General features: G+C 40.3%; 4 protein-coding genes and 1 pseudogene. All 5 read right to left on the reverse strand.

All coding sequences use genetic code 11. The features are described from left to right. Positions 1-127: 127 nt before the first annotated feature. Positions 128-844 (reverse strand): annotated as a pseudogene (locus B2R65_RS16635) (mechanosensitive ion channel family protein); the annotation flags it as partial. 169 nt (positions 845-1,013) lie between these two features. Then, positions 1,014-1,415, reverse strand: coding sequence for a DUF6691 family protein (locus B2R65_RS16640; RefSeq protein ID WP_286744510.1), 402 nt, complete (start codon positions 1,413-1,415; stop codon positions 1,014-1,016). Positions 1,416-1,419: 4 nt separating this feature from the next. Then, positions 1,420-1,833 (reverse strand): YeeE/YedE family protein, encoded by a 414-nt coding sequence (locus B2R65_RS16645; RefSeq protein ID WP_054982225.1) that lies wholly within the window; start codon positions 1,831-1,833, stop codon positions 1,420-1,422. A 1-nt stretch (position 1,834) separates the two neighbouring features. Continuing rightward, positions 1,835-3,094 carry an OmpP1/FadL family transporter gene (locus B2R65_RS16650; RefSeq protein WP_286744515.1) on the reverse strand — a complete coding sequence of 420 codons (1,260 nt, stop codon included), beginning with the start codon at positions 3,092-3,094 and terminating at the stop codon, positions 1,835-1,837. A 221-nt stretch (positions 3,095-3,315) separates the two neighbouring features. Then, positions 3,316-3,963: MFS transporter (locus B2R65_RS16655; RefSeq protein ID WP_286744518.1), on the reverse strand; the 648-nt coding region annotated here is incomplete at its 5' end.

The raw sequence follows: 3,963 nt of genomic DNA on the forward strand, positions 1-3,963 counted from the left end.
CATGTTTGGCATTTATGCTGCGTTATCGCCTATTTATGGGGAATAACCACACTTCATAGGCTCTGCCTTGCCTAAAAACCAAACACGCTGCTGCAAATTCAAACATCAAAGATCAACACGCCCTACTAATATGCGATTTAGAAAGCTGACTATTAGGAATAATAATCATATTATTTGGCAGCATTTTAACCCACGTAGAGCGCCAACCAATTTTCTCTACAAAGCCTTGCTCCTTTGACTCAAGCTCAATAAAATCCCCCACCCGTATGGGTTTATCTATAACAAGTTGTACGCCCGAAAAAAAGTTTTCAAGGGTGGGCTGCAGGGCAAGTGCCACCGCTAATGACGTAATACCTAACGAGGCAATTATAGGCGTAATAGAAATACCCAAGGTGCCTAACAGCACTAAAGCCCCGACCGATAAAACGCTTACCCTAATAATGCCTTTAATAATACTTTGCGAATTAAAAATTACCGCCGACTCTTTGCTGTAGTAATTAATGGTGCCCACAAAAAAGCGGTCAAAAAATAAAATAATAGCCACTAAGCCCAAAATAATATTAATGGTCGAAAACGAAATATAGCTCGCAACCGGCTCGCCTTGTATTAACAACCCTTGCTCTATAATGGTGAGTAGCACAATAATTGTGCAAAGGGTAAGCGGTTTAGAGATAGAGGCGATAAGTAAGCTATCGAATATAAATTTAGTATGAGAGGTCCACTTTTTAAGCCAGTACATTATAAAAAAGCGGATGCAAAACAAAGCTATAGTTATGGAAACTAAACAAATAGCAATAACTACCCAAGGTTGCTCTGTTAGGTTGTAAAAAGTAGTAGCAGACATTACTTACCTCTCTTTTATAAACTTAAAAGAGTAAGCAGCAAGTTATGTACCTATATGAATAGTTAGCCAAGGCAAGGAAAGAGGGGCTATTTAAATAGGGTTAGACTGGCAAGCTAATACCTGCCAGTTTTAATGAAGGACTAAGGCCGTATATCTTCCGAGGTTAAATTTATACTTTTTTAGCTATCCACATACCGCCAAGTACGGCTGCAAAAAATAACCAAAATTCCATTTTAAGTGAAGTAAGTTGCACAAGGCCAGGGCCTGGGCATATGCCGCTTAATCCCCAGCCTAAACCAAACAGTACAGAGCCAGTGATTAGCCGAGGGCTAATGTTTTTAACATCACTTAAAGTAAACGTTTCACCAAGCAGTGGTCTATCTTTTTTGGCAACCCAAAACCACGCCAGCATCATTATTCCCATAGCTACAGCCATTACAATAATTAAACTGCCATCCCATTGGTTTTGAAAATTTAAAAAGTTAAGTACTTTGTCGGGGTTTGTCATACCACTAATGATAAGCCCTAAACCAAATATAAATCCTAAAATAACATGAATTACTGCTGTCATTTTTTTACCCTACGAGGTTTGCTGTTATTATAGCCACGGCCATAAATGTACATGTTGAAACCCACGAACGGGTAGAAAAACGCGACATACCACATACGCCATGGCCACTTGTACAGCCATTAGCTAATGAGGTGCCCATACCGACAAGTAGCCCAGCTACAACTATAAGCACAGGCGATAAGCTCAGCTCACCTTCTAATAAAGACGGCGCAAATATACGCACCGCAATACCGGCTAATAATAGCCCTACAATAAAGTATAATTTCCAACGCGACTCAGCCGTTTGCTTATTAAAAACAGATTTAACAATGCCTGATATACCGGCTATTTTTCCGTATAAAACCAGTAATAGTGCGCACGCTATTCCTATTAAAGCACCCCCTATAGCTGCCGCTATTGGCGTAAACTCTGTAACCATTTTATATTCCCCAAACAACCGACACACCTAGGCCTGATTGCTCCATTTCAATTGATATTTGTTGGTTTGGCGCTAAGTAGTTAGCACCCGATACTTTTTTAGCTGGCGAGTAAAAAGCCATTGCATTTAATTGTACCGTGTTACTAATAGAATGGCTAAAACCCGTAGTAAAATGCCATTCTTGCACACCTGGCGCTAAAATATTAAGTAAAACGTTTGATGAAGGAATAGGTTGCTCTGTATACGAAATACCAAAGCGAATTTTTTGTTTTGCTGTACGCTGCCACTGATAGCCAAGTTTATAAATGGTCATATCGTCCCAACCAAAACCTGCGCCTGCATCGGCACCTAGTGGAGCCGACATTAAATTATCAATCGGGTTAGCAATGCTGTTTACTTCACTGTAATTTATTTTTTGCCAATCAAATACAAGCTGGTTGTTTGGCGTAATTTTATAAGCTGCGCCAATTTGAAGCGAACTAGGTAAATCAAATCCACCTTGCTCTGCAAACAAACCTTTATAGCTATCAAACTCTTGCATAGATACTGATGAGCGGTAACTTGCTCCCCAGCTTAATGACGAGTTTATATCTTGGCTAATACCTAATTGAATACCTAAGCCTGTGCTGGTGTCGGTACCATTATTTGTAAGGGCTTCGGGCGATTGCGAAAAAGGCGCAAAGTTTCCAAGGCCTGTAGCTTTAAACTGCTGCACTGCATAAATTGGTGATACACCAAGGCGTATTTGCTCGTTAAGTTTGTAGCTTATTGTTGGGCTAATAAACATTTGCTTTAAATCAACACCCGTAGTGCCAGCATAAAATGTGCCTTCAGGCTCTGAATCGGCGCTGTAGTCGGTGTTCATACCGCCATTACCGTAAACTAATAAGCCAATACTTACTTTGTCATTAAGCTGGTGGCCAATAGCAAACTCAGGAATAGCAAATAAAGTGTTATCACTTTTTTGGGTTTTTGCTTGCAGGTAAAATGCGTCAGGGTAAAAGGTATCTACATCAGATGCTGAGTATTTTCGATCAGGCGAAAAAAGCTCCAAGCCCACAGATAATTGCGTGCCATTAGCTAAAAAGGTAGCAGGGTTATTAGCGCCAGACATTAACTCTTCAGATAGCGCAACACCCGCACCCGCCATGCCTTTGTGGGTCATGCCATAACCATGAGTAAAATATCCATTGGTAGCAAATGCGTTAAACGAACCTAAAGTAAGGGTTAGGGCCAAACCAGATACTAACTTATTTTTCATTTTGATAGACATACGTAGTGGGAAAACGCGGACAATAGCTAATTTTCTATATTCAAAAAAGGAATTTAAATCGATTACTTATAGTAAAAAGGAATACTGAACGCGATTGATAAGCCACTGTTTAGCGCAGTAATTATTAGATGGTTTAATACTGCTATTGAATCAATCATTTACCTAAAAAGCACAAAGCGGTGAAAAGGGTTCACCGCTTTCAGGGCTAATTACATAGACTCAAGTGTTTTACCACGGGTTTCTGTAATGTATTTGGCCACAAAAAATATGCTAATAAGTGCAGATAAAGCATAAAATCCGTACGCTCCGGCAAGGCCTATGTTAGCCAGCATAATAGGGAAGGTCATGGTAATGGCAAAGTTAGCAATCCACTGTGCGCTTGCAGCAACAGCAAGCGCTGCCCCACGAATACGGTTATTAAACATTTCGCCTAATAACACCCACACAACGGGGCCCCAACTTAAACCAAAAAATACCACAAATAAGTTAGCCATAATAAGCGCAAACGTACCCATGTTATCGCTAAGTACAAGCTTGCCTGCTTCATCAAGGCCTGCGCTGCCAAATATATAAGTAAGCGCGCTTAAGCTGATAAACATACCAATACTGCCTACTAATAGCAGTGGCTTACGGCCAATTTTGTCAACAAGGGCAATAGCAATAAAGGTCGATACAATATTAGTCGTACCCGCTAATACATTTATAAATAACGATTGCGACTCATCAAACCCAGCAGCTTGCCAAAGCTCAGAGCCGTAATAAAACACCACGTTAATACCTACAAATTGCTGAAACACACTCAGCGCAACACCCGCCCATACAATCGGGTGTACTTTTTTACTGCCATCAATAAATAA

This window comes from Pseudoalteromonas sp. UBA2102, from assembly GCF_002331165.1.
GTDB lineage: Bacteria > Pseudomonadota > Gammaproteobacteria > Enterobacterales > Alteromonadaceae > Pseudoalteromonas > Pseudoalteromonas atlantica.

Excerpts from the sequence above, each read along its gene's own strand:
- B2R65_RS16640 (WP_286744510.1), bottom strand. The coding sequence starts at position 1,415 with ATGACAGCAGTAATTCATGTTATTTTAGGATTTATATTTGGTTTAGGG.
- B2R65_RS16645 (WP_054982225.1), bottom strand. The coding sequence starts at position 1,833 with ATGGTTACAGAGTTTACGCCAATAGCGGCAGCTATAGGGGGTGCTTTA.
- B2R65_RS16650 (WP_286744515.1), bottom strand. The coding sequence starts at position 3,094 with ATGAAAAATAAGTTAGTATCTGGTTTGGCCCTAACCCTTACTTTAGGT.